This is a genomic window from Paenarthrobacter sp. NyZ202 (assembly GCF_049860755.1).
Lineage (GTDB): Bacteria > Actinomycetota > Actinomycetes > Actinomycetales > Micrococcaceae > Arthrobacter.
The window spans coordinates 160736-181240 of record NZ_CP187556.1 but is presented as its reverse complement, the minus strand read 5'-3'; the positions used below and the strand labels follow the sequence as shown (position 1 = coordinate 181240).

Genomic DNA, 20505 nt, shown 5'->3' with positions numbered 1-20505 from the left:
CTCCCAGCCAAGTTTGTGCTGCATTCGTGAGTTTGTGGCCGCACCGCTTCCTTGCAGGTTGCCGAGTGAGGGTTTGAACGTGGTCGTAAACTCACAATCGATGTTGCTGCTGGTCAACAAGTAGTGCCCCCACGGTTTGGTGGAGGCACTACTCATGCAAGGGTCGCGAGGTAGGACAGACAACAGGCGCGTCAGCCGCCGGCAGCGAAGTTGACGATCAGCCGTATGGACAGCATGAATACCGCCAGGAGTCCTAAAACGCCGAAGAGGTTTTGCCACCATTTATTGCGCAGCGAACCCATCAACTTGCGGCGATTGGCCATGACCACGATCAGTGTTGCCAGCAGCGGCGCAACCAGGATCGTCAGTGCCTGAGCTACAACAATCACCTGAACAGGTGAGGTTTGGAAGATGACGGTGATGGTGAGGCCGAACGCAAGGATGATCGCACTGATGAACTTCTGCGTTCCGGATGTGATGCCGTTGGCGCCGCGTCGGTTGAGTGCATCGGAAAGCATCGTTCCGCCGGCCGTGCAGTTTGCGGTCATTGCCGAGAAGGCAGCGCCAGTGAACCCGATCGCGAAGATTGCACTGCCGACCGGCCCGGCGAGGGGTTCGAAGATGCTTCCGAGCTTGGCCATAGTTGCAGCGACCTGGCCAGTAGCGCCGAGGACGGAAGCCGCGACGACGATGACGAGCGACGTCATGATGCCCGGAGCAACAATGCCAGGGATCGTATCGACCATAGTGATGTCGCGGTAGTCTTCCTCACCGCGTGCCCGCTCTTTCGTGCCGTAAGAGGTGTAGAAGGCGGCGTTCACCGAGAAGTTGGTGCCGACCAGAGCGATGACCAGCAACCAAGCATCGCTGGGAATGCTGGGGATCAGCCCAGATGCGGCCGCAGCCCAGTCGGGGTTCGCGATGAACGCGGACGTAACGAATGCAACCGCCATCACCCCGACCATCACGACAAGCACCTTTTCGATAACCCGGTAGACATTGCGGAACAGCAGAATCGTGGCAACCAATGCGGTGCCGACGATCGTCCACATGACAGGCGATCCGCCGAACAGCATGGAGGCGCCGAGGCCGACGCCGACAGCGTTACCGACGGAGAAGCACAAGGTGACCAAGAATACGCCGATGCCGGCGACCACGCCGACTGTTTTGCCCAGGTGGTCCTTGATTGATTGGATAAGCGAAACTGGGGATTTGATGCCTAAACGAACGCTCATGTCCGTAAGGAAGATCATCAGGATGGTGGAGACGATAATCACCCAGATCAGGGTGTATTGGTAGCCGCTGCCAGCCTGGACGGCTGTGGCGAGGTTGCCGGGCCCAAACTGCCAGGCGCCGGCGACGAAGGCCGGACCAATCAGGGCAAGTTGCTGCCAGAACGATCGACGGGTTTTCCGGGCTTTGACCATGTTCTGAACGTCGTCGGCCGCCGGGCGTCGCAGACCGGTGACCGGCTTATGTGAGGTGCTAGGCGTCTTCGTGTACTCACTCACGGCGCGCCCTCCTTCCACGGGACTATTCTCCCGCTCAGTCTTCTTTGACTTTACTTATTCCGACCCCAATGTCGGGTGGGCGGCCTACCGCGAGGCCGATCGCTTGCGTTCAAGCGAATAGTGCCGGCTCAGGGTGCGTGCGTTGAAAGGTCTCCGCACGCACCCTGCTCTCGATCAGGCCGGGACAGTGACCTTGCCGATGTTTGCTTCGGCGAAAGCATCTGCGATCTCGCCCTCGGCGCCGTCAGGCAGCGGCAGGAGCGGGGTGCGCACGGTGGCGTGGTCCAGGATGCCGCGGTTCACCAGGCCCCATTTCAGGGCGACTGTGCCCTCCATGTGGGAGCCTCGGTGGTAGACGTTCTTGGTTACCGGCAGTAGCCGCTCATGAATGGCGTGGGCGCGCCTGTAGTCCTGTGCCTTGCCGGCCTCGATCAGTTCAACGAGCAGTTCGGGGGCGATGTTGCCGTAGCCAACGAGCAACCCGTCGACGTCGAACATCGTCGGCAGGAGGTACTCGTCGTGGCAGGACAGGATCTGCAGTTCGGGGTATGCGGCACGCAGCGCCGGGATCTCGGTGTACCACCGGCGCATGTTGCGGACACCGTTCTTCGTGGCAAAGACGCCTTCCTGGCCCGCGATCTCCAGCTGAGTGTCGAGGTCGTAGGTTGCCTTCGTGTTGTCCGGGTACTGGAAAAGAATCAGCGGCAGACCGGATTCTTCATAGATCTCCCTGTACCGCGACTGCGGGGCGCCCTTCTGGTAGCCGAACCGCAGCCACCCGTGCGAGGGGTATACGAGCCCAGCTGAAGCGCCGGCTTCGACTGCCTTCTTGGCCTCGAGGGCAGCAGTCTTGTTGCCTTCCTTCGTGATGCCGGCCACGACCGGGACGCGGCCTTCGGTCGAGGCGACGAAGGCACGGATTACGTCCAGCTGCTCCTCTTCAGTGAGGAACGTGCCTTCGCCGGCGTGTCCCAAGACGACCAGGCTCTTCACGCCTTCAATCGATCCAAGCCACGAACCCAGACGCTGGATTGCAGCAAAGTCGACAGCGCCATCTTCAGTGAACGGGGTGACGGGTGCGGGGCTGAGTCCGCGGAGATCGAGTGTCATTACAGCTACCTTTTCTCTTCATTGATGTCGGTAATCCCGCTAGGATGAAAACGTTTGCGGGAACGTTTTCAAGTTTGCACGTGTCGCAGCTCACTGTCAAGAGAACGTTTGCATGAAGGAGGAATAGAGTGTCTGTTACACCCTTGGTAAAGAGGAGAACCGCGATGGAGCAGGCCTTACCCGCAGCGATCGTTACCCTGAAGGACGTCGCAGCGGCCAGTGGCGTGAGCATCTCTACGGCCAGTCGAGCTTTGGACGAACGCACGCCCTCACGGTCGGCTGCAGCGGCACACGTGCGGAAGGTAGCCGAAGAGCTTGGCTACCGCAGGAATTCCTTTGCTTCCAGTCTTCGCCGGGGAGAAACCAGGACCCTCGGAGTGCTGGTACCCCGCCTAAGCGATACGGTCATGGCGTTGATGTTCGAAGCGGTTGAACGTGCCGCAGCGGCGCGCGGCTACTTCGCCATGGTGGCCAGCAGCGGTGACGACCCCGAAGATGAACGCCGTGCAGCGGAGACACTGTTGGACCGGAACGTCGACGGGCTGATCCTTGCTACAGCCCGGCTCGGCGATGAGTTGCCGAAACTCCTGCGTCAGCGCGCGGTGACGCATGCGCTTGTCCTTCGCACGGACGGCGAAAGCCCGTCCGCCGTCGGTGATGATGAGGTTGGCGGCTACCTCGCCGTCCGACACCTGGTTGACCTTGGACATCGGGATATTGCCGTGATCACTGGTCCGGTCTTCACTTCTACCGGAACGGCACGTCTGGCAGGGGCCCGCAGGGCGTTGGAGGAAGCGCGAGTCTCAGCCCGGGAGGAATGGATGGTCGCTGCCGGTTACGGAATCGAAAACGGCTACACCGCAGGACAAACCCTCTTCGCCGCAGGACCCGAAAACCGGCCCACGGCTATTTTCGCCGCGAACGACAACATCGCGATGGGTGTCATAGCAGCCGCCCAGCACGCTGGCATCACAATCCCCAATAGCCTCGCCCTGGTTGGCTACAACGACACACCACTGTCGGCGCGCTTGCCCACGCCACTCAGTTCGGTCCGCGTCCCGCTAGATCAAATCGCTGCGACGGCCATAGATCTGATCGTCAACCCCGGCACCGAACCGCGTATCCGGAAGGCGACGCCAAGTCTGATGCCACGTCAATCCAGCGGAGCACCTCTGCTACATACCCGAGCCGTCAAACCCTGACTTGTAGGACACTGTGCGCATCGGCCGATTCTCCGCCGGTGATGAAACCTTATTTGGTGTCACACGGGCCAGCCCAACCACGAGGAAGTCACCGTCATCAGCGGCGACCCATTCATCGACGGCATCAACCTCACCCACAAGACTTACCGTCTAGATGATGTTCGGCTGCTCGCGCCGATCACAGCCCGCAGCGGATTTTCGAATCAGCGCAGAGGATAACACGACATATGGGTGCTTATCGGCGTTCGCTCTCAAATTCGTATGGGTGGCGCGCCAGTCGCTGAGCAACGGCGTCACCCAAAATCTCCGAGGTTAATGAGTTTGGCTCGGGTGCTGAGTTCCTGCGACCTGCCGACTGAAGGAATGGGCCCACAAGGCTCACAAGGACGCTCGGGATCCGCTGCGCTGAACCCCCACCCGGCCTGCAGTTTGGCTCTACTCCCCCCCGAGTCGATTGGTGGCGCAGGGGGCTTGACTAGCGCTCAGAGCCAGGTGTGCCGCTGCCAGCGTCGGCGTTACTGCTTCCCGTGCGCGGCCCGGCCTCGCGGGGCGTTGGTCGCGCTGCGGAAGCCTTCAGCCGCTGCCGCGACCGGCAACGACTCAGGAATACTCAGGAGTCAGCAGCCAGGTGATGGCTTCATCGTGGGAGGCGAAGAACCGGGTGGGAACCGGCAGCGTGCGCCGTGACATGGCGAAGTTGGCGATGACCCGGTTGACCGGGTTTGAACCCACCAATGCGATCCGCGAAGCAGCGCATTTTGTACTGAAAGCCGATTTGGCCTCCCGGGTGACCGACTGGGTGTGGGTGATGTCGATCAGCATCGGATACTCGGCGTCACCGGCGAGTTTGTTGATCTTGTCCATTGCCGCGCGCACGTCCTCCGCCGTCAGGACGGTGCCCTGTCCCCAGATCAGCTGCAGGATTCCTTGCCCGTCGAGCCCGATGGTTCCCTTGCCGCCGTCCACGGTCTCCTGCTCCATTTGGCACTCCCCCCATTGCGTCCTGTGACGCTAAGACTAACCCGCAGCACCCGGCCCGTCCGGGAGGCGCCATATTGCGAGGTCAAAATACCCGCACCTACAATGCTGGATGTGGAAACTGAGGAGCAGAATGAGGACTTCCAGCGACTGCACCAACTCATCGCTGGTTCCGACGATGTTAAGTCCTTTTTGGACCGCATGACCGGCTACGCCGCGGCCACTCTGAGCCGGGCTACCGGCACCCGCATCGAATGCGCCGTGACCCTTTGGCGCCGCAAGCGGGCCGTGACCTTGGCTGGCAGCAGCGATAACGCCATCCTCTGGGACGGCATCGAACAGGCCCTGGGTGACGGTCCTGTCCTGGAAGCCCTGCAAACCCGGTCACCGGTGGTTCTGGCCGACACCAGCACAGCTTCCCCGTGGCCTGCATACGCAGCGACCCTGGATTCCGCCGGGGCACGCAGCGTCCTCGCGGCGCCGCTGGAGCTGGGCAAAGACGCCTCCGCAGCACTGAACTTCTTCGCCCCCAACACCCACGCGTTCACCGACGACGCAGTGAGTGAAGCGAAGATATTCGCGGACATGGCCGGGCAGGCACTGCGACTTGCGCTGCGGATCGCGGCAGCGGACCTGCTCGCCGAGGACCTCAAAGCCGCCATGAAACGCCGCACCGTCATCGACCTCTCAACCGGAATCATCATGGCCGAAAACAACTGCACCCAGGAACAAGCCTTCGCTTTCCTGAACCAGGCCTCGCAGAACCGCAACCAGAAACTGCACGACGTAGCCGCTGGCATCATGTCCGAACGCAATGGCACAACCCCTGCCCCCTCAACGCACTTCGAAGACTAGCGCCTGCCGGTCAGCCTCCGATTTTGACCACGGAAACCTCGACGGCGGCAGCCGGCTCATGCAGGTGGCTTCGGATCGCTTGGGCTACTCTTCGCGCCACCGCTGGTGCGGAATGGGCAGCCTCGACCCCGATCCTCACCTTGACGGACACTCCGCCGGGGCTTTCCGTCAGCGCAACCAGGGGCAGCGCTTCACCCGTTATGGCTTGCAGGGCCACTCCCGCCACGGACTGCCACAATGGCCGGGCGGGGAACAGCGCACTGACCCCATCAACGGCCTGGGCTATCCGCATCAGTTGGTCGGCGAGCGCACCGGTTGCCGGTTCCGTCATGGTTGCTCCTCCCGGTTGTTCTCTGGACTGGCAGCGGGTTCGAGCACGTCGGTGATGGTCACGTCGATCCCGGTGACGTTCAACTCCGTATGCGTCCCCAGTGCCTCTGCCAGACGGGCGCGGACTTCACTGGCCCGTTCTTCAAGGTGCCGGCCATACATCACGGCCACGTCCACGTGGACGCTGATTCCAGCGCCTGGCTCCGTGACGTCCCCCAGCAGGCTGCACCTCCCCGCGGCGGTTCCGGGAATCTCATCCACGAGGGACCGGATGAGCGCAGTAATGGCTCCTTCTGTTTCCGAAAGCACATCGGCCGGGTTGTCCGAACGCAGCGGGATTGTCCGCCCGGGCCGAAGCTCCAAGCGCAAGTTGGACAGGATCGATTGCATCCATTCATCGGTGCCCGAGCCTGCCTCGGCCGTATCTGCGTGCACAAGGTCGCCCGCGAAGCGGGAGAGGCGGCGGAGGCTTGCCAGTCCTGCTTGGCATTCGGGGCACGATTCCAGATGTGCCGGATCACTGAATTCGCCGGTATCAAGGTAGTCGCTCAACTCCGCAAGGGAATGTCCGCATTCCATGGTGTCATGCGAAGCGTTCATCGCCATTCCTCCATTCTGCGTGCGAGGGTGATGCGGGCCCGGGCCAGTCGGCCGCGGACGCTGTCAGGGCTGATCTTCAACGTCTCGGCGATCTCCTCATAGCTTTGGTCATTGAATTCCCTGAGAACCCAACATCGCCTTTGTTCTTCCGGTAACTCGGCGAGGGCAGCCTTGAGGGCTTCCACCCCGGATCCGTTGAGGGCGGCCGGTTCCGGATCCTGGGCCCTGGGCTGCGGCGCCGGCACTTGCGCAGATTCGAGTTCCGCATGGTTCCGGCGCTTCCGCAGGTGGTCGATGCTCCGGCTGCCAACAATCCGCAACAGCCAGCTTCGGACCGCCGCAGGGTCCCGCAGGCTCTCGAGTTGCCTCCATGCCTGGACCAGCGACTCCTGGACAACGTCGTCGGCGTCGGCCCAGGATCCGGTGAGGCGGCGGGCGCTGGCCCGCATCACAGGTCCATGCCGCCGGGCCAAAGCCTCGAAGGCTGCGGTGTCACCGTCGCCCGCCCTTCCGGCAAGAATGGCGTCCGGAACATGATCCAACGGATTCCGGGCCCGTTGTGCGTTTGTCACGCGACTCCTTCCTTCGCTGCTTTGCGCGATGCCCGGGGAGGCACTGCGCAAACTCGGAAACGTCCGTTTGCCCGCCTTGTTCAAGCCGATTCAGGCATCGATGGTGATTCGGATCAGGTCCGGCACCGGATGGCTCAACCTTGACTTTGGTGCCCGGCTTCCAGCGAGGGGATCCCGGAGGGCGGGCTGCCGCGTCCGTTCTTCGCCACAGTCCGCCCTCACAGGTTCAGTGGCTATTTCCTGGAGAAGCCTTCCTTGATCTTGTGGGCAGCGTCCTTGAGGTTTTCGGCGATGTCGGCTGCTGCGTCCTTGACCTTCTCGCCGGCCTGCTGAACCTTGGCCTCTGCCTGGTCTTGCTGGCCTTCACGTTCCAGGGATTCGTTCCCGGTCAATTTGCCGGCATTTTCCTTGGCTGCGCCGAGGTGCTCAGTGGCCGCGTTGTTGATTTTGTCGTTGATTCCCATGATGGTTTTCCTTTCCTGTTGTGTTGTTGATGGTTCCTAGCGGGCCCGGCCGGTGCCGGCCAACCGGCTTCGGGTGCCGGCGGTGATGCGCACCAGCACGGGTGTCTGGCCCCCCAGCCACGTGTCGATCGGCTGGACCAGCAGTTCGGCTGTCTCCACCAGCTCACGCGGCGAAGCTCCCTTGCGTGCCTCTATCCGGAGTTTGATCGCCGTCCCTTTGCGCAACTCCCATGCCGAAACGGAACTGGCGAGGATTTCGCGGTTGCCTTTGACTGCTTCCTGCACGGCCGAGTTGATGAGTCCGGTGTCCACCACGGTGCGTCCGCGGTCGCCGTCGTGCACTTCCGCCAAGCGGGCCGTGCGACCGCCGCCCTGCGAGACCAACCAGCCCACACTGAGTGCCGCCGCAACCAGCAGCGCAGCTACGGCCACCACTGCCCACCAGCTTCGTGGCGGATCTGCCAACGGGGCGGATGTGAGCAGTTCCCGCGACTGGTCGCGGAGCCGGTTTCCGGTGGAGGTCCACGTCTGCGCGAATCCGGGAACGACGACGGCCGCGATCAGTGCGGCGCCTGCACCCGCCAGGACTACGCCCAGAAGGGCAAGCAGTGTCCGGTTCAAAGCCCTGTTGGTCTTCCTCATTGCCCCACCGCTCCTTGGCTGGCCACCTTCACTGACGATGTGAACGGGCCAGCCATTCCGTAGGCGGCCAGTTCGTCGTCCACCGCTTTGCGGATGGCGTCCGGGTCCAGCGCAATGCCCGACGTCGGACGCACCCGGACGCGTACGGACCGTCCACCGACGGTGGTGGTCACTTGGCCGGGCGCGAGGCCCGCGACCTGGCGGGTCTTGCCGGAGACCGCCGCTGCAATGACCTCGTCGTCAACGACGACCGCACTGCGGTCACTGCTGAGGGCTCGCCGTGCCTTGCGACCACGCCCGAAGGCAAGGCCCAGGAGAAGCATCCCCAGTAACCCAAGTCCCGCTCCTGCGGCGGCCAGACCCGCCGGGATGGTCCTCACCGGCAGGTCTGTCAGCCACTGAAGCAGCTGCGCCGGCCCTGCGATCACGGCTGGCCCGCGCACCAGCCACAGCACGATTTCCGCTGCCAGCCACAGGAAGACGCCAGCCACCAGTACTGCGCAGATGGATGAGGCCAGCGCCCGCGAGGAGTGGGTCTCCCTGCGGATCATGCGCCTGCTGATGCTGTCCGCACTCACCGCACCCTCCTTTCCTGGTTGTGTGGCGGTTTGCCTGCTGTGAGCCTGATGTCTACCCGGCCAAAGGTCATTCCCGTCAGTTGCAGCCCGCGGGCCACGATCCTGGAGCGTGCGCTTTGGGCCTGTTCGAAGACGTTTCCCCCGTGGCGGGGATCGGACTGCGGGGAGGGCAACTGGGGAAGGGCCAGCTGTACGGCTACCCTCACACCCAGCTTGCCGCCGTCGTCGTCGAGTTCCGCGGTGACGTTCCTGCCACTCACCCGGAAAGCTTCTGCTGTGACGGCCTCCACGGTCTTTCGCAGCGCCGTGCGGGCAATCCGGGTGTGCCCGGCCCGCGTCATGAGGACGAGCGCTTGCCGCGCAGGGCGTCCAACACCCCGCCGAGGTCAAGCTTGCCTTCTGCCGATCTGCCCAACACTGCTCCGATCCCCATGAACAGCGCCGTCAGCAGCAGCCCCCAGAATCCGAACCACAAGCCGGCAATCGCCAGGACGGCTCCTATGGCGATGCCGGTGACCGTGGGACTCATGCCACCCTCGGTTCCCGATCGTCGTCGTCGGATTCATCGGAGGGGACGTGGATGTCGGTGATGGTGATGTTGACTTCGGTGACTTCCATGCCAACGAGGTCTTCGATGGCGGTGTAGACAGCGTTGCGGGCGTTGTCGGCAACTTCCTGAAGGGGGTACGGGTATTCGACGACGAGGGTGACGTCAACAGCAACCTGGGTTTGGCCGACTTCCACGCTGACGCCCTGGGTCAGGTCCTTCTGGCCCACCTTTTCGCGCAAGGTGCCGATGGCGCGTGCAGCGCCGCCACCCAGTGCGTGAACGCCGGGGATTTCCTGGATGGCGATCCCGGCGATCTTGGCCACCACACCGTCAGCGACGTTCGTTGCTCCGCGGCCGTCCTTGCCCTTGTACTCCACGGCTTCCTTAAGGGAAGGAGCGGACGTTGCTCCGGTCTTTGCCACAGCAGATGAGGTGTTCCTTGCTGCAACCTCTGCGGGGGTATGCGTCTGGTTTGTCATAGCACTCGCTCCTGTCGGTGAGATGGTCGCGTTTTGCGCCTTCATAAGGAGGACGGGATGAGGCATCGAAAGCTCACGGAACTTTATGTGTGATATGGCTCACACATGGAACACGGTGACGTAAACAGCGGCATCAAGGCCCAGGGCTAAACTCCCAGCTCCTCCGGCAGCTCCACGTCCTCCCCGAGCACCTGCTTGGCCAGGAAGTGCTCCACCACTCCGTACCAGATCCTGGCGTGCTGCGGCTGGAGTACCCAGTGGTTCTCGTCCGGGAAGTACAGGAACCGGTGCGGACTCTGCCCATCCTCACCCGCAGGCAGCCCGGACGACGAAAGCAGCTCATACCAAAGCCTCAGGCCTTCGCCGATCGGCACGCGGTAGTCCTTATCCCCGTGGATCACCAGCATGGGTGTCGTGATGTTGCCGACGTTCAGGTGCGGTGAGTTCTCCATGGCCATCTCCACGGTCATTTCCTTCAGCCAGTACTGCGCAGCATCAGTCGTGGGTCCGAACTGGTCCAGCGCCCACAGACTAGCGTGGGTCACGATCGCCTTGAACCGGTCCGTCTGTCCGGCAACCCAGTTGGCCATGTAGCCGCCGAACGAACCACCCATGGCCGCGGTCCGGGACTCGTCGATATCCGGGCGCGCAACCACTGCGTCCGTCATGGCCATCAGGTCGGAGTACGGCTTCTTTCCCCACTCACCCCAGCCACGCTGAATGAACTCCTGCCCGTACCCCGTGGACAGCGCCGGATCCGGAAGCAGCACGGCATAGCCCTTGGCCACCAGGAGCCACGGGTTCCAGCGCCAGGTCCACGCGTTCCAGGAACCAAGCGGTCCACCGTGGATCCACAGCAACAGCGGGGCAGGCGCGGTCTCCGACGCCCCCGAAGGCAGAGCCAGGTACGCAGGCACCCGCGTACCGTCAGCCGCCGTCGTCTCCACCCGTTCCAGCCGTCCGTCAAAAACGGGCCGCTCCGCTGGAGCCGGAAGCCGGACAACGTCACCGGAGGCAAGGTCGATCCGCACAGCTTCCGACGGGAATTCGTACGAACTCCGCAGCGCATACGCTGTGCTGCCGTCACGGGAAACCACGACGTCGGTATACGCCGCCGCGTCATTCGTCACCCGGGTGACCCCACCGTCGGCGACGTCCACCCGGAAAACCGGCGACGCGCCGTCGTCGTCCGCCGTGACAAGGACGGCACGGCCGTCCGGAAGCCAGGCAACCGGGGTGGCCCAGCGGTCCCAGTTGTGCGCAAGCGGCACCAGGTCAGTAGTTTCACCGCCTGAGACATCGAGCAGATGCAGCTTGACCTGCGGGGCCTGGGTTGGGGTGGTGTCGCTTTCGCTTTGCACCACCAGCGTGCGGTTGTCCGGGCTGACCGGGCCGGGGAAGTAGCTCATGCCGTCGTGGTCCAGCAGCACCTTGACGGTGCCGGTGGCGACGTCGACGGCGGCAAGCACCTCGCGGCTGTCAGCCTTCGCAAGCGCTTTGGTGAGGCTCGTGTAGATGGTCTTGCCATCGGGACTCACCACGGTCTTCGCTTCCCGCAGCGAACCTCCGACGGCGGGAGTCAGGTTCCGGAGCTTGACCGGCGGCCCGGCGTCAATGGTCGCGGGCTTCCCTGGCTCACCGACCTCGCCTGCCTCCACCGCGAAAATCCTCGGCTGCGAAGGACCGAGGTCGGCATCCCAATAGCGCACCGGATAGCCGCTGTGCAGGATGGCCGAGACCTTGTTGTCCTTGCGGGCCTTGCGGCGCTCTTCATCGTTTTCCTCGTCCGTGGAGCCGGCCAGGACGTCCGCGACAACAAAGGCGGCATCCGCGTCTGCCGCGGCGAGGACGGAACTGACGCCTCCGGCGCGGGAATGCGCCACCCGGGCCTCTCCCCCAGCCGCGGGCAGCAGCCAGAGTGCGTTCACAGGATCCTCGTCCGGGCTCTCCGGGTCCGGCCGGGCCGAGGTGAAGTAGAGGTCGCCGTTGGCCGCGAACGCAGCGCCGGCCTCGCCCTTGGCACTGCGGGTGATCCGGCGCGCCTGCTTGTCCCCCGCGGGGTCGAGCTCCCACAGGGCCGTCACGAACTCGGTGCCCTTGCCGTTGAGTGTCGTGACCGTGGTGACCAGCCGCGTGCCGTCCGGGCTGAGGGTGAGGCCACTGACCCGGGGAATGGCCAGGTAGTGGTCCAGATCGTGGAAAGGAGTCTTTGGTTGCGGGGTGTGGGAGTCAGTCGAAGGCATGATCCGATTCAACACTTAATGTGCCCTCAATCACAGAGTGGTTCACTAAGAGTGAAACACTGCTTTCACATCCACCCCCCTCACCCAACTGGGTCGCATTTGTGCGCGTTTTCAGCCCTGTAAACGCGCTCTGCTGCTACTTAGTTGGGTGAGGGCTTGGAGGACCGGGCCGGTTCCGTCCTCAACCGCGATACGTCCGGCGAGCAGCCTAGCCCGGGAAGCGTACGACGGCGACCTGGCCGCCTTGGCGATGGCGTCGCCAAGGCGCTCCGCCGTGAGCTCACGGAACGGGACAGGCCTCGGCCCGGCGCCCAGCGCAGCAATGCGGGAGGCCCACAGCGGCTGATCCGTGAAGACCGGGACGCAAACTGTTGGTACCCCCGCGCGGAGACCGGCCGCCGTCGTACCTGAACCTGCGTGGTGCACAACAGCCGCCATCCTGGGGAAGAGCCACTCGTGGGGGACGTCGCCGACGCCCAGGGCGTCATCTTCCCTCACGCTCCCCCCTTGCATCACCACACGGACACCGGCCCGCCGGGCAGCCTGCAGGACGAGCTCCACGTCCAGGGCGGCGCCGCTGCCGAAGCCAACGAACACCGGCGCGGGACCTGCGGCAAGGAAGTCCACCAACTCCGCATCCGGACGCCACTCCGGCCGGGATGGTGGCCACCAGTACCCGGCCATGACCAAACCGGGGTGCCAGTCGGCCGGCCGCGGAAGGACCGTGGGACTGATGCCATGGAGGACGGTTGCGTTCCGGCGCCTTCGACGGCGGTCCGCGGCTCGGCGGGACAGCTTGGGCAACCCGAGTTCCCGCCGAAGCCGGGCGCCCGGCGCATCATAGGGAGCAGGTCCGGCCAGGGCACGCTCCCCGACGATCCTGTTGCCCAACTTTCCCAGGTCCCGGGCGGACCCCATCAGCACGGGCGGGTAGTCGGCGCTGGGTTCCACCGGTTGCAGGTGCGCGCCAATGGCGGGGATGCCCAGCGCCTCCGCGACGTCGTACGCGTAGGGAGCCACCGAATTGGCGAGAATGACATCGGCCCCCGCTTCCGCCGCCGCCAGCGTTCCTGTGGCGGCGCGGTCCATGTACTCCCCCAGCGCCCGCCATGTGGTGGCCAGGTCCCCCATGGCCGGTTTGGTGCCAGGGGCCGTCCGCGTGATGATGCGCGTCAGGTCCCCGGGCAATGGGCTGTACCCGCAACCCGACGACACCACCAGCTGTGCATAGGCTGGGTTGGCAGCAACCGTGACCTCAAACCCGTGCTCCTGCAATCGGCGACCGAGGCCCGCCATGGGAGCAACGTCCCCACGGGTCCCCGGCGCCACCATCAAAACCCGCATCAAGAAACCCACTTCCTGGAAACACGAATGCCCCGCACACTCCCAGGAGAATGTGCGGGGCACTCTGCTTGTGTAGCTTCTGCCTTACGCGGTAGGAGCGATCTCCGGGATCCGCGGCTTGGCGTTGCCTTCGAACGTGAACTTGGCGTCGTCGCCTTCGCCTTCCACATCCACCACAACGATGTCACCGGTGTGGAGATCGCCGAACAGGATCTTCTCGGACAACTGGTCCTCGATCTCGCGCTGGATGGTGCGGCGCAGCGGCCGGGCACCCATTGCGGGGTCGTAACCACGGGTGGCGAGCAGGACCTTGGCGGCCTTGGTGAGCTCGATGCCCATGTCCTTGTCCTTGAGGCGACGCTCCAGGCGGGTCACGAACAGGTCCACGATCTCGATGATCTCGTCCTGCGTCAGCTGCGGGAACACCACGACGTCGTCAACACGGTTGAGGAACTCGGGGCGGAAGTGCTGCTTGAGCTCCTCCGTGACCCGGGCACGCATGCGGTTGTAGCCGGTCTGGGTGTCGGTTCCGGACTGGAAGCCGGTAGCGACGCTCTTGGAGATGTCGCGGGTACCCAGGTTGGTGGTCATGATGATCACGGTGTTCTTGAAGTCCACCACGCGGCCCTGGGAGTCGGTCAGGCGGCCGTCTTCCAGGATCTGCAGCAAGGAGTTGAAGAGATCGGCGTGAGCCTTCTCAACTTCGTCGAACAGGACCACGGAGAACGGACGGCGACGGACCTTCTCGGTCAGCTGGCCGCCTTCTTCGTAGCCGACGTAGCCCGGAGGAGCACCGAAGAGACGCGAAACCGTGTGCTTCTCGGAGTACTCGGACATGTCCAGCGTGATGAGGGCGTCCTCTTCACCGAACAGGAACTCGGCAAGTGCCTTGGCGAGCTCGGTCTTTCCGACGCCGGTGGGGCCGGCGAAGATGAACGAGCCACCCGGACGCTTGGGGTCCTTCAGGCCGGCACGCGTGCGGCGGATGGCCTGCGACAGGGCCTTGATGGCCTCGTCCTGGCCAACAACGCGCTTGTGCAGTTCCTCTTCCATCTTGAGCAGGCGCGAGGATTCTTCCTCGGTGAGCTTGAAGACCGGAATGCCCGTGGAGTTCGCGAGGACTTCTGCGATCAGGTCCTCGTCAACCTCGGAGATGTCGTCCATGCCGCCGGACTTCCAGTTGCGCTCCTTCTCTGCGCGCTCGGCAATGAGCTTCTGCTCCTTGTCGCGCAGCGAAGCGGCACCCTCGAAGTCCTGGGCATCAATCGCCGATTCCTTCTCCAGCTTCACGTCAGCAATACGCTCGTCCATGGCCTTGAGCTCCGGCGGAGCGGTCATGCGGCGGATGCGCAGGCGGGCGCCGGCTTCATCGATCAGGTCGATCGCCTTGTCCGGCAGGAAGCGGTCCGAAATGTAGCGTTCGGCCAGCTGCGCAGCGGAGGCAAGGGCGCCATCGGTGATCGTCACGCGGTGGTGTGCCTCGTAGCGGTCACGCAGGCCCTTGAGGATCTCGATCGCGTGGGCGACGGAAGGCTCCTTGACCTGGATCGGCTGGAAGCGGCGCTCCAGGGCGGCGTCCTTCTCGATGTGCTTGCGGTACTCGTCCAGCGTGGTGGCACCAATGGTCTGGAGTTCGCCACGGGCCAGCATCGGCTTCAGGATCGACGCGGCGTCGATGGCGCCTTCAGCCGCACCTGCACCGACGAGGGTGTGGATCTCGTCGATGAACAGGATGATGTCGCCGCGGGTGCGGATTTCCTTGAGGACCTTCTTCAGGCGCTCTTCGAAGTCACCACGGTAGCGGGAGCCTGCCACCAGCGAACCGAGGTCAAGCGTGTACAGCTGCTTGTCCTTGATGGTCTCCGGGACGTCGCCGCGCACGATCGCCTGGGCGAGGCCCTCGACGACGGCCGTCTTGCCGACGCCGGGCTCACCAATAAGCACGGGGTTGTTCTTGGTGCGGCGGGAGAGGACCTGCATGACGCGTTCCATCTCCTGCTCGCGGCCGATCACGGGATCAAGCTTGTTCTCGCGGGCAGCCTGGGTCAGGTTGCGGCCGAACTGGTCAAGCACCACGGAACCTGCCGGAGTGCCTTCCTGCTGGCCCTGGCCGCTGCCCGCGCCGGCAGTTTCCTTGCCCTGGTAGCCGGACAGCAGCTGGATGACCTGCTGCCGGACGCGGTTGAGGTCCGCTCCGAGCTTGACCAGCACCTGGGCAGCAACGCCCTCGCCCTCGCGGATGAGGCCGAGCAGGATGTGCTCGGTGCCGATGTAGTTGTGGCCGAGCTGAAGTGCCTCGCGGAGGGAAAGCTCCAGCACCTTCTTGGCGCGCGGCGTGAACGGGATGTGCCCGGACGGAGCCTGCTGGCCCTGGCCGATGATCTCCTGCACCTGCTCGCGGACGCCATCGAGCGAAATGCTCAAAGACTCAAGCGCCTTTGCGGCAACACCTTCACCCTCGTGGATCAGACCCAAGAGGATGTGTTCGGTACCGATGTAGTTGTGATTCAGCATCCGTGCCTCTTCTTGGGCAAGGACTACCACGCGACGGGCACGGTCTGTAAATCTCTCAAACATTTCGCCACACTCCTAGCTACGACGTACTTTGATGCTACGTGGCGAAGCCGGAGATTTGGAGCGTGTTCGCCACAGGGGAAACATGACGCCTTGCGGAATAAATTTCCCCCACTTCTCCCGCAGCCGCACATGCCGCCAGGGCCGGTGCCGGGGAGCACGGCGCTCGGGACCCGCAGGACTTTTCCTGCCGGTCCGCGCCCGAAAACCCTGCCGGTCCCGGCACCTTGGACCAAACAGCAATAGCCGGGCGAGGCCCCGAATTACCAAACCGGCATTGCGCGGCGTCGTCTTTGCCGGACCACGGCGCGGATATTGACCGCCGCATCGCCTGTCGTGATTCCCGCATATTCCAGGCAGGAAGGAAGCAGAACCCAACAAAGGGCGCCCGTTAAACGCCAATGCCCCGGCACGCAGCCGGGGCATTGAGGCAGGTGAATCAGGAATTGGCCTTCTGGTACGCTTCCTGAATTTCGGCCTGAATACGGCCGCGGCTGTTTACCGTGTAACCGTTGTCGCGGGCCCACTGGCGGATCTGCGCGGAATCCTGGTTACGGGCAGTGGTGGAACGGCCCTTGGTGGCACGGCCACCTGATGTCTTCCGTGCTTTGGCCACATACGGCTCAAGAGCCTGGCGCAGGGAAGAGGCGTTAGCGGTGGACAGGTCCATCTCGTAGCTGACACCGTCCAGGCCAAAGCGGACAGTTTCATCGGCTGCCCCCTCATCCAGGTCATCGACGAGGATGATTTTTACTTTTTGTGCCATGAGTAGCCTCTCTTTTGGAGGGTTGGATATTCAGAAATCCCCATAGTGCTATTCCTGATTATCGTTCACGGCAAGCACACTCGTCAAAGGCATATGTGGATTACCGCTTACACCCCGCCAATTTACGGGCTATTTAGCGGCCGGGCCCTCGGTGTCAGGCGTCGAATTGCGCATATCGGCCTCGGCCTGGGCGCGGGCTTCGGCCTGGCGCTCGGATTTGTCCGCATTAAAGATCGACTTCATGGCGAACCAGAAGATCAATCCAACAACGATGGACGGCGCCAGGACTGCGATGTATTCCATGGTCAGTGGCCTTCAGGCTTCAGCAAGGGGAACAGGATGGTTTCACGGATGCCTGCACCCGTGAAGAGCATGACCAGGCGGTCAATACCCAGGCCGATACCGCCCATGGGCGGTGCACCGTATTCCAGGGCACGGAGGAAGTCCTCGTCCAGCTGCATGGCTTCGACGTCGCCCGCGGCCGAGCGCCGTGACTGCTCCGTCAGCCGTTCACGCTGGATGACCGGGTCAATGAGCTCGGAGAACGCCGTGCCCCGCTCCATGCCGCCAATGATCAGGTCCCAGGCCTCGATCAGGCGGCCGTCCTCGCGGTGCGGACGCGCCAGGGGCTGGGCCGACGGCGGGTAGTCGTACACGAAAGTGGGGTTCAGCAACGTGGGTTCCACGATTTCGCCGAACAGTTCAACCACCAGCTTCTCGGCGTCCCACTGGGGATCGACCTTGACCTCATGCTTGGCGGCGATGGCCTGCAGCTCCGCCACCGTGGTGTCCGGGGTGATCTCTACCCCCACGGCCTCGGAAAGACCCGGGTATACCGGAAGCCAGGCCCATTCGCCGTCGAGGTTGATCTCGCCGGCCTCCGTCTGGATGGTGCGGGTACCTACGACGTCGGCCACATTCAGGATGATTTCCTTCATCCGCTCGGCCATGACGAACTGGTCAGCCCACGCCTCGTAGCACTCCAGGGTGGTGAATTCCGGACTGTGGGTTGAGTCCACGCCCTCGTTGCGGAACACGCGGCCCATGTCGTACACGCGGTCGATACCGCCAACAACTGCACGCTTGAGGAACAGCTCTGTTGCGATGCGAAGGGTCATCTTCTGGTCGAACGCATTCATGTGCGTCTCGAACGGACGGGCAGTAGCACCACCGTGGACCAGCTGCAGGATGGGGGTCTCCACCTCGACATAGCCATGGCGGTCCAGGGTGTCGCGGACAGAGCGGGTGATGGCGGCACGCTTGTAGACCATCTCGCGGGCTTCGTCGCGGACCATGAGGTCCACGTACCGCTGGCGCACACGGGTTTCCTCGTTGAGTTCAGCGTGCAGCACCGGAAGCGGCCGCAGGGCCTTCGAGGCCATGGACCAGGAATCGGCCATGACGGAGAGCTCACCGCGGCGGGAGGAGATGACTTCTCCCTTGATGAACACGTGGTCGCCAAGGTCCACCAGGGCCTTCCACTCGGCCAGCGCCTCTTCCCCGACGTTCGCAAGGCTGAGCATGGCCTGCAGGCGGACCGCCTTGCCGTCCACGCCGCCTTCCTGCAGCGTCGCAAAGCACAGCTTGCCGGTGTTGCGGACAAACACCACGCGACCGGTGATGCCCACGGTGTCGCCGGTCGTGTCATCGGCTTCCAGGTGGGCGTACTTCTCCCGGATTTCGGCCAGTGAGTGGGTCCGCTCGACACCCACGGGGTAGGCCTCCGAGCCACCCTCGATCAGCTTGGCGCGCTTCTCCATGCGGATGCGCATCTGCTCGCTGGCGTCGGCTGGTTCTGCGGTGGCATTCGGGGCGGGGGTGTTTGCGGAAGTCACAGTCCTTAAGTTTACCGTTGATTACGGGCCGCCACTTCCGGACATAGACTCGGGCTGTGGAGACATGGACGGTTGAAACGGACGACGGCGGCGGGCAGCTTGAGGTGCACACCTTCCGCCCGGCGTCGGGAGCCTCCCTTCCCGGATCTTCGGCACCTGCGGAACCACCCGGCGTCGTGGTTGTCCACGGCACCTTGGTGACGGATTCCCTGTACTGGCCGTTCGCCCGGACCCTGGGCGCCATGCTTGGCCGGCCGGTGCATTGCTACAACAGGCGCGGGCGCGGCAGATCGGCACCCCAGCCGGCGGGGTACTCGGCAGAGACGGAGGTTGCGGACCTGCAGGCAGTGATGGCCAAGAGCGGTTCGTCGGACGTGGTGGCGCACAGCTACGGCGGCTTCATCGCCCTCCAGGCTGCGCGCTCGGCCGCGATCAACCGGCTGGTCACCTACGATGCCGCAGTGTCGCTGTCCGGCAACCTCTCCAGCCGTTGGCGCCCCGAGCTGGAGCTGGCCGTGACGGCGGGGCAACTCGACCACGCGTGGGCGCATCTTGTCCAAGGGCTGGGTACAGCCGGGCCAATTTCCTACCTGCCCATGGGCGCGCTCCGCATGCTCAGCATCATGTCCGCCCGTACCCGGCTGGGATTCGAGATGCGCTCCCTGCTGCCCACCGCCGTCGTCGAAATGCGCGCCGTCCTCGACGCCGACGCTCACCTCAGCGACTTCGTGAAGCTCGCCACCCCCACGCTGATGCTCAGTGGCGGATGGAGCCCGTCCTACTTCGCTGAAACGGGCCGCGTCCTCGCGGGGGCTGTGCCGGCCATCGACTTTGCGATCGTGCCGCTGCAGTTCCACGAGGGGCCGCTCCGGCCGGGACGGCGCCTGGCCGCCCGGATTGCACGTTTCCTGTCGGCGGAACCGGCCGCCACTGTTCCGGCCACCTAGGATGATCCGGTGAGGGAACGCGACATCAAAACGCACGACGGCGGCAAACTCGCCTTATACACTTACGGCACGGAAGACGCGCCCGGGGAACATCGTGTAGTCCTGGTGGGCGGAGCGTTCCTGACGGCCCTGATCTACCGGCCCTTCTCGATCGCCCTCGCCAAGGGGCTGGGCGAGGGCTGGGCCGTGGACGTGTACGACCGCCGCGGCCGCGGGAAGTCGACGGCACAACCCCACAACTACTCCATGGCCACGGAAATTGCCGATGTCCGCACCATCATGGACGCAACCGGTGCCAGGAACATCCTGGGCCACAGCCTCGGCGGCTCGGTGGCATTGAACGCCGCACAGGCGTTCGCCGGCACGTGGCACGAGCCGGGAAAGCTGGCCGTGTACGACGCCGCCGTGAACATCGACGGAAGCATGGACACCAACTGGCTGGACGCGTTTGCGAGTTCCGTGGACCAGGGCAACATCAATCTGGCCCTTGCCCGGCTGAAGCGGGGAATGCATCCCGGAACGGCTCTCGCGCGTGTGCCGGAACCGGTCCTTGCCGGGCTGATGGCCGTGGTATCCCGTACCAAGATCAACAGGTTGTTCCGCGAACTCCTCCCCTCGGGCGTGGGCGAACTCAAGGCAGCCTTTGAGGCCAGCGGAAAAGCCAGCGACTTTTTAGTCCTGCCCGCGAACACGCATTTCATGGTCGGGAAGAAGAGCCCCCAGTACTACAAGGTGACAGCCACACGACTGCACGCCGCTGTTCCGGGAAGCACGTTGGAAGTCTCCCCCAAAGGCTTCCATGGCTCGGTGCCGGCGGCCGTGAAGGAACTGGTCACGGACATCTCCGACTACTTCATGCGGCCGCACGGATAGGACACCTTCCACACGGCAAGGGCATGCTGCCGGCATTCAGGTGGCTCGGTTA

23 protein-coding genes are annotated in these 20505 nt (G+C 63.9%); 5 read left to right on the top strand and 18 right to left on the bottom strand.

What is annotated here, in order from left to right:
- Positions 1-191: 191 nt before the first annotated feature.
- Together ACPFL9_RS00895 and ACPFL9_RS00890 are read right to left on the bottom strand one after the other, a co-directional pair.
- Positions 192-1511: an Nramp family divalent metal transporter gene (locus tag ACPFL9_RS00895; protein WP_426005219.1), complete on the bottom strand. Its 1320-nt coding sequence runs from the start codon at positions 1509-1511 to the stop codon at positions 192-194.
- A 174-nt stretch (positions 1512-1685) separates the two neighbouring features.
- On the bottom strand, positions 1686-2621 hold the full coding sequence (locus ACPFL9_RS00890) for a dihydrodipicolinate synthase family protein (RefSeq protein ID WP_426005218.1): 936 nt from the start codon (positions 2619-2621) through the stop codon (positions 1686-1688).
- A 164-nt stretch (positions 2622-2785) separates the two neighbouring features.
- On the opposite strand from ACPFL9_RS00890, the gene ACPFL9_RS00885 reads away from it, so the two are divergent.
- Positions 2786-3823: a LacI family DNA-binding transcriptional regulator gene (locus ACPFL9_RS00885; RefSeq protein ID WP_426005217.1), complete on the top strand. Its 1038-nt coding sequence runs from the start codon at positions 2786-2788 to the stop codon at positions 3821-3823.
- A gap of 51 nt (positions 3824-3874) precedes the next feature.
- Positions 3875-4042, top strand: a complete 168-nt coding sequence (locus ACPFL9_RS00880; RefSeq protein ID WP_426007463.1) for a DUF2437 domain-containing protein — start codon at positions 3875-3877, stop codon at positions 4040-4042.
- A gap of 381 nt (positions 4043-4423) precedes the next feature.
- Here ACPFL9_RS00880 and ACPFL9_RS00875 read toward each other — a convergent pair whose 3' ends face one another.
- On the bottom strand, positions 4424-4804 hold the full coding sequence (locus tag ACPFL9_RS00875) for an STAS/SEC14 domain-containing protein (protein WP_426005215.1): 381 nt from the start codon (positions 4802-4804) through the stop codon (positions 4424-4426).
- Positions 4805-4915: 111 nt separating this feature from the next.
- Between ACPFL9_RS00875 and ACPFL9_RS00870 the strand changes: the two genes are divergently transcribed.
- Positions 4916-5656, top strand: a complete 741-nt coding sequence (locus tag ACPFL9_RS00870) for an ANTAR domain-containing protein (protein WP_426005213.1) — start codon at positions 4916-4918, stop codon at positions 5654-5656.
- Positions 5657-5666: 10 nt separating this feature from the next.
- Here ACPFL9_RS00870 and ACPFL9_RS00865 read toward each other — a convergent pair whose 3' ends face one another.
- The 15 genes from ACPFL9_RS00865 to lysS all read right to left on the bottom strand — a co-directional run bounded on the left by ACPFL9_RS00865 (position 5667) and on the right by lysS (position 18633).
- Positions 5667-5987: a hypothetical protein gene (locus ACPFL9_RS00865; protein ID WP_426005211.1), complete on the bottom strand. Its 321-nt coding sequence runs from the start codon at positions 5985-5987 to the stop codon at positions 5667-5669.
- Positions 5984-6586, bottom strand: coding sequence for an Asp23/Gls24 family envelope stress response protein (locus ACPFL9_RS00860; RefSeq protein WP_426005210.1), 603 nt, complete (start codon positions 6584-6586; stop codon positions 5984-5986). Before ACPFL9_RS00860 ends, ACPFL9_RS00865 begins: the two co-directional genes overlap by 4 nt.
- The gene (locus ACPFL9_RS00855) at positions 6583-7158 is read right to left on the bottom strand and encodes an RNA polymerase sigma factor (RefSeq protein ID WP_426005208.1); all 576 of its coding nucleotides are present in this window, start codon (positions 7156-7158) and stop codon (positions 6583-6585) included. Before ACPFL9_RS00855 ends, ACPFL9_RS00860 begins: the two co-directional genes overlap by 4 nt.
- 233 nt (positions 7159-7391) lie before the next feature.
- Positions 7392-7622, bottom strand: a complete 231-nt coding sequence (locus tag ACPFL9_RS00850; RefSeq protein ID WP_426005207.1) for a CsbD family protein — start codon at positions 7620-7622, stop codon at positions 7392-7394.
- A gap of 36 nt (positions 7623-7658) precedes the next feature.
- Positions 7659-8264: a hypothetical protein gene (locus tag ACPFL9_RS00845; RefSeq protein WP_426005206.1), complete on the bottom strand. Its 606-nt coding sequence runs from the start codon at positions 8262-8264 to the stop codon at positions 7659-7661.
- The gene (locus tag ACPFL9_RS00840; protein ID WP_426005205.1) at positions 8261-8842 is read right to left on the bottom strand and encodes a hypothetical protein; all 582 of its coding nucleotides are present in this window, start codon (positions 8840-8842) and stop codon (positions 8261-8263) included. Before ACPFL9_RS00840 ends, ACPFL9_RS00845 begins: the two co-directional genes overlap by 4 nt.
- Positions 8839-9183: a hypothetical protein gene (locus ACPFL9_RS00835; RefSeq protein ID WP_426005204.1), complete on the bottom strand. Its 345-nt coding sequence runs from the start codon at positions 9181-9183 to the stop codon at positions 8839-8841. Before ACPFL9_RS00835 ends, ACPFL9_RS00840 begins: the two co-directional genes overlap by 4 nt.
- The gene (locus tag ACPFL9_RS00830; protein ID WP_426005203.1) at positions 9180-9371 is read right to left on the bottom strand and encodes a DUF2273 domain-containing protein; all 192 of its coding nucleotides are present in this window, start codon (positions 9369-9371) and stop codon (positions 9180-9182) included. The genes ACPFL9_RS00835 and ACPFL9_RS00830 overlap by 4 nt, the downstream gene beginning before the upstream one ends.
- A complete protein-coding gene (locus ACPFL9_RS00825) occupies positions 9368-9871 on the bottom strand; it encodes an Asp23/Gls24 family envelope stress response protein (protein ID WP_426005201.1) in 504 nt (167 codons plus the stop codon). The genes ACPFL9_RS00830 and ACPFL9_RS00825 overlap by 4 nt, the downstream gene beginning before the upstream one ends.
- A gap of 146 nt (positions 9872-10017) precedes the next feature.
- Positions 10018-12114 carry a S9 family peptidase gene (locus ACPFL9_RS00820; RefSeq protein ID WP_426005199.1) on the bottom strand — a complete coding sequence of 699 codons (2097 nt, stop codon included), beginning with the start codon at positions 12112-12114 and terminating at the stop codon, positions 10018-10020.
- Positions 12115-12225: 111 nt separating this feature from the next.
- The gene (locus ACPFL9_RS00815) at positions 12226-13410 is read right to left on the bottom strand and encodes a glycosyltransferase (protein ID WP_426005198.1); all 1185 of its coding nucleotides are present in this window, start codon (positions 13408-13410) and stop codon (positions 12226-12228) included.
- Positions 13411-13542: 132 nt separating this feature from the next.
- Positions 13543-16035 (bottom strand): ATP-dependent Clp protease ATP-binding subunit, encoded by a 2493-nt coding sequence (locus ACPFL9_RS00810; protein ID WP_426005196.1) that lies wholly within the window; start codon positions 16033-16035, stop codon positions 13543-13545.
- A gap of 436 nt (positions 16036-16471) precedes the next feature.
- The gene (locus ACPFL9_RS00805) at positions 16472-16798 is read right to left on the bottom strand and encodes a histone-like nucleoid-structuring protein Lsr2 (protein ID WP_426005194.1); all 327 of its coding nucleotides are present in this window, start codon (positions 16796-16798) and stop codon (positions 16472-16474) included.
- Between the two features lie 129 nt (positions 16799-16927).
- Positions 16928-17101: a hypothetical protein gene (locus ACPFL9_RS00800; RefSeq protein ID WP_426005193.1), complete on the bottom strand. Its 174-nt coding sequence runs from the start codon at positions 17099-17101 to the stop codon at positions 16928-16930.
- Between the two features lie 2 nt (positions 17102-17103).
- On the bottom strand, positions 17104-18633 hold the full coding sequence (lysS, locus tag ACPFL9_RS00795) for a lysine--tRNA ligase (protein ID WP_426005192.1): 1530 nt from the start codon (positions 18631-18633) through the stop codon (positions 17104-17106).
- A 56-nt stretch (positions 18634-18689) separates the two neighbouring features.
- On the opposite strand from lysS, the gene ACPFL9_RS00790 reads away from it, so the two are divergent.
- Positions 18690-19580, top strand: a complete 891-nt coding sequence (locus ACPFL9_RS00790; RefSeq protein ID WP_426005191.1) for an alpha/beta fold hydrolase — start codon at positions 18690-18692, stop codon at positions 19578-19580.
- A 9-nt stretch (positions 19581-19589) separates the two neighbouring features.
- On the top strand, positions 19590-20453 hold the full coding sequence (locus ACPFL9_RS00785) for an alpha/beta fold hydrolase (protein ID WP_426005189.1): 864 nt from the start codon (positions 19590-19592) through the stop codon (positions 20451-20453).
- Positions 20454-20505 lie beyond the last annotated feature (52 nt).

Coding starts and splice junctions, on each gene's coding strand:
- ACPFL9_RS00875 (WP_426005215.1), bottom strand. CDS start 4,804: ATGGAGCAGGAGACCGTGGACGGCGGCAAGGGAACCATCGGGCTCGAC.
- ACPFL9_RS00890 (WP_426005218.1), bottom strand. CDS start 2,621: ATGACACTCGATCTCCGCGGACTCAGCCCCGCACCCGTCACCCCGTTC.
- ACPFL9_RS00865 (WP_426005211.1), bottom strand. CDS start 5,987: ATGACGGAACCGGCAACCGGTGCGCTCGCCGACCAACTGATGCGGATA.
- ACPFL9_RS00825 (WP_426005201.1), bottom strand. CDS start 9,871: ATGACAAACCAGACGCATACCCCCGCAGAGGTTGCAGCAAGGAACACC.
- ACPFL9_RS00885 (WP_426005217.1), top strand. CDS start 2,786: ATGGAGCAGGCCTTACCCGCAGCGATCGTTACCCTGAAGGACGTCGCA.
- ACPFL9_RS00830 (WP_426005203.1), bottom strand. CDS start 9,371: ATGAGTCCCACGGTCACCGGCATCGCCATAGGAGCCGTCCTGGCGATT.
- ACPFL9_RS00800 (WP_426005193.1), bottom strand. CDS start 17,101: ATGGAATACATCGCAGTCCTGGCGCCGTCCATCGTTGTTGGATTGATC.
- ACPFL9_RS00835 (WP_426005204.1), bottom strand. CDS start 9,183: ATGACGCGGGCCGGGCACACCCGGATTGCCCGCACGGCGCTGCGAAAG.
- ACPFL9_RS00850 (WP_426005207.1), bottom strand. CDS start 7,622: ATGGGAATCAACGACAAAATCAACAACGCGGCCACTGAGCACCTCGGC.
- ACPFL9_RS00815 (WP_426005198.1), bottom strand. CDS start 13,410: ATGGCGGGCCTCGGTCGCCGATTGCAGGAGCACGGGTTTGAGGTCACG.
- ACPFL9_RS00805 (WP_426005194.1), bottom strand. CDS start 16,798: ATGGCACAAAAAGTAAAAATCATCCTCGTCGATGACCTGGATGAGGGG.
- ACPFL9_RS00820 (WP_426005199.1), bottom strand. CDS start 12,114: ATGCCTTCGACTGACTCCCACACCCCGCAACCAAAGACTCCTTTCCAC.
- ACPFL9_RS00810 (WP_426005196.1), bottom strand. CDS start 16,035: ATGTTTGAGAGATTTACAGACCGTGCCCGTCGCGTGGTAGTCCTTGCC.
- ACPFL9_RS00845 (WP_426005206.1), bottom strand. CDS start 8,264: ATGAGGAAGACCAACAGGGCTTTGAACCGGACACTGCTTGCCCTTCTG.
- ACPFL9_RS00860 (WP_426005210.1), bottom strand. CDS start 6,586: ATGAACGCTTCGCATGACACCATGGAATGCGGACATTCCCTTGCGGAG.